At 63.3% G+C, this 4151-nt stretch carries 1 pseudogene; it reads left to right on the forward strand.

Annotated elements, in window-relative coordinates:
* A pseudogene (locus OC537_RS20605) lies at positions 1 to 4151 on the forward strand (hypothetical protein); the annotation flags it as partial.

Consider the following 4151-nt stretch of genomic DNA (forward strand, 5'->3'; position numbering starts at 1 on the left):
CCGCCCTGGGCCAGAGCGTGAAATACGAACTGGTGGACGGCGATGCCGGCATCCCGGGCAACCAGATCCTCAAGGGCTATGTGGAAGTGAACGGGGTGCGGGTCGAGGTGCTGCAGGTCGAAATCAGTGGTAAGCTCGACAACGCCGCCAGCAACGATTTTGACTACAAGGTGACCCTGTTCGAGGGGGTACACCAGACCAATGGTGGCAGCACAGAGCTGCCGTTCAAGGTCAACGTCGTCGACAGCGACAAGGGATCAGGTAACAACGACACCACCTCAGGCACCCTCAACATCAGCGTTGCGGAAGGGGACAAGCCGACCCTCAGCCTCACCGGGGTGACCCTGACCGAGGGGCGTTTCGATGGGGCAGCGAACAATCAGACCGGTGACGACCAGCAGGCCACCGGCACCCTGACCATCAAGGCGGACTCGGATCCCGTGGTGGACGTGCGCCTGACCCTCTCCGGTCAGGTCGTGGACGCCAGCGGCAAGGCCATCACCCACAACGGGGAGACGCTCACCTGGCAGGAGGTGCCGGGCAGCAACGGCCACAGCTTCAAGGGGGTGACAGCGAACGGTACCCTGGTGCTGAGCGTCACCCTGCCGAACGTGCCGGGTAGCATAGCGGCCCACAGCTCGGCGACCCTGAATTACCAGGTCACTGTGCACACCAACCTGGATCACGGCGCCGATGACAAGCTCAACCTGACCCTGCCGGTCCAGGTGACCGACAGCGACGGCTCTGTGATCAACGGCAATACCACGGCAGTGATCACCGATGCGGCCGACCCCAGCCTCGGCATCGACGGCGGCATCAGCCTGCAGGAAGGGGCCTCTGGCCAGACCCTGGATGGTCAGTTGCCGGTCAATGTGGGCAGCGACCGCCTGGTGTCCCTGAACTTCGAGGGGAACCAGCCCGCCCTGGATGGTCTCACCAGCGGCGGCAAGCCGACCAGCTATCAGGTCAATGGCAATGTCATCACCCTGCTGGATACGGGGGGCAAGACGGTGCTGACCGTGACCCTGGATCTGGATGGAAAGTACCATGTGAAGCTCGATGGCGTGCTGGATCAACCTGTGGGCACCAACAGCGTCAATCTGGGGCTGCAGGTGCAGGGCACCGACTTTGACGGTGACCAGAGCAACCTCGGCACCCTCAACATCCAGATCACCGACGGCGTCTTGCCCCAGGTCGACCCTGTCTCTCTGACCCTGACCGAAGACAGCAACTGGAGCGCGGCCCAGACCCTGTCCGGGGATCTCAACATCACCGCCGGCAGCGATCCCCTTGCCAACATCAGCTTCGATGCCAGCCAGCCGGGCCTGCAAGGGCTTACCAGCGGCGGCCAGCCCGTTGTCATCAGCATCAGCGGCAACAGCATCAGCGGCGCCGTCAACGGCCAGAATGTGTTCACCCTCACGCTTGATCAGAGAGGTCACTACGTCTTCACCCTGAACCAGCCGCTGGATCAGGGCAGTGCGGATAGCCTGATCAAGGCGGGCTTCACCCTCACAGACAGTGATGGGGACAAAGTCTCCTCTTCTTTAAGCGTCACCATCGGCGATGGAGCCAACCCGGTGATCAGCGCCGTGACCGGCACCAGCCTGACCGAGGCCAACCAGGGCGACGCCGCCGTGGTGGGCAATATGAGCTTCACCGTGAGCCACGGCTCGGATGCCCTCGATCAGAGCAGCCTCAGGTTCGATATCGCGGCGATCCAGAGCAGTCTGGACGGCAAATACAGCAGCCACGGCAGCCCGGTTACCTTTACCCTGGATGCCAATGGGGATCTGGTGGGCACCAGCGCGGATGGCCGCGAGGTGCTGCGCGCCGAGCTGGACTTGGTGGACAGCAACGGCAACTGGAGCGTCACCACCAAAGTGACCCTGAGCGGTGAGCTGGATCACCAGGGCAGCGAGTCCCTCGACCTGCCTCTTGCCATCACCCTCACGGACAAGGATGGGGACAGGGTCTCCACCCAGTTGCCGCTGACCATCAAGGACGGCAATGCGCCGGGCTTCGTGGCGGGCAGCGGGGTGAGCCTGGACGAGGGCAACCTCGATGGAAGCAGTCCCCTGACCGGTACAGGCCAGTTCCAGATCGATGCAGGCTCGGATCGGGTGAGCGAGGTGTCGTTCGCCGATATCGCAGAGCAGCCGGCCCTGACCGCCCTGGGCCAGAGTGTGAAATACGAACTGGTGGACGGCGATGCCGGTATCCCGGGCAACCAGATCCTCAAGGGCTATGTGGAAGTGAACGGGGTGCGGGTCGAGGTGTTGCAGGTCGAAATCAGCGGCAAGCTCGACAACGCCGCCAGCAACGGTTTCGACTACAAGGTGACCCTGTTCGAGGGGGTACACCAGAGCAATGGCAGCAGCACAGCGCTGCCGTTCAAGGTCAACGTCGTCGACAGCGACAAGGGATCAGGCAACAACGATACCACCTCGGGCACCCTCAACATCAGCGTTGCGGAAGGGGACAAGCCGACCCTCAGCCTCACCGGGGTGACCCTGACCGAAGGGCGCTTCGATGGGGCAGCGAACAATCAGACAGGTGACGACCAGCAGGCCACCGGCACCCTCACCATCAAGGCGGATTCTGATCCCGTGGTGGACGTGCGCCTGACCCTCTCCGGTCAGGTCGTGGATGCCAGCGGCAAGGCCATCACCCACAACGGTGAGACGCTCACCTGGCAGGAGGTGCCGGGCAGCAATGGCCACAGCTTCCAGGGGCTGACCGCGAGCGGCACCCTGGTGCTGAGCGTGACCCTGCCGAACGTGCCGGGCAGCATAGCGGCCCACAGCTCGGCGACCCTGGATTACCAAGTCACTGTGCACACCAACCTGGATCACGGCGCCGACGACAAGCTCACCCTGACCCTGCCGGTCCAGGTGACCGACAGCGACGGCTCTGTGATCAACGGCAATACAACAGCAGTGATCAAAGATGCCGCCGACCCCAGCCTCGGCATCGACAGCGGCATCAGCCTGCAGGAAGGGGCCGCCGGTCAGAGCCTGGATGGCCAACTGCCGGTCAATGTGGGCAGCGACCGCCTGGTGTCCCTGAACTTCGAGGCAAGCCAGCCCGCCCTGGATGGTCTCACCAGCGGCGGCAAGCCGACCAGCTATCAGGTCAATGGCAATGTCATCACCCTGCTGGATGCGGGGGGCAAGACGGTGCTGACCGTGACCCTGGATCTGGACGGCAAGTACCATGTGACGCTCGATGGCGTGCTGGATCAACCTGTGGGCACCAACAGCGTCAACCTGGGGCTGCAGGTGCAGGGCACCGACTTTGACGGTGACCAGAGCAACCTCGGCACCCTCAATATCCAGATCACCGACGGTGTCTTGCCCCAGGTCGACCCCGTCTCCCTGACTCTGGTGGAGGACAGCAACTGGAGCGCGGCCCAGACCCTCTCCGGGGATCTCAACATCACCGCCGGCAGCGATCCCCTTGCCAACATCAGTTTCGATCCCAGCCAGCCGGGCCTGCAGGGGCTCACCAGCGGTGGCCAGCCCGTTGTCATCAGCATCAGCGGCAACAGCATCAGCGGCGCCGTCAACGGCCAGAATGTCTTTACCCTCACGCTTGATCAGAGAGGTCACTACGTCTTCACCCTGAACCAGCCGCTGGATCAGGGCAGTGCGGACAGCCTGATCAAGGCGGGCTTCACCTTGACTGATTCGGATGGTGACACCGTCTCCTCTTCTTTAAGCGTCGCCATCGGCGATGGGGCCAACCCGGTGATCAGCGCCGTGACCGGCACCAGCCTGACCGAGGCCAATCAGGGCGACGCCGCCGTGGTGGGCAATATGAGCTTCACCGTGAGCCACGGCTCGGATGCCCTCGATCAGAGCAGCCTCAAGTTCGATATTGCGGCGATCCAGAGCAGTCTGGATGGCAAGTACAGCAGCCACGGCAGCCCGGTGACCTTTACCCTGGATGCCAATGGGGATCTGGTGGGCACCAGCGCGGATGGCCGCGAGGTGCTGCGCGCTGAGCTGGATCTCCTGGATAGCAACGGCAACTGGAGCGTCACCACCAAGGTGACCCTGAGTGGTGAGCTGGATCACCAGGGCAGCGAGTCCCTCGACCTGCCTCTTGCCATCACCCTCACGGACAAGGATGGGGACAGGGTCTCCACC

The organism is Aeromonas sp. Marseille-Q5825 (assembly GCF_946892685.1).
Lineage (GTDB): Bacteria > Pseudomonadota > Gammaproteobacteria > Enterobacterales > Aeromonadaceae > Aeromonas > Aeromonas rivipollensis.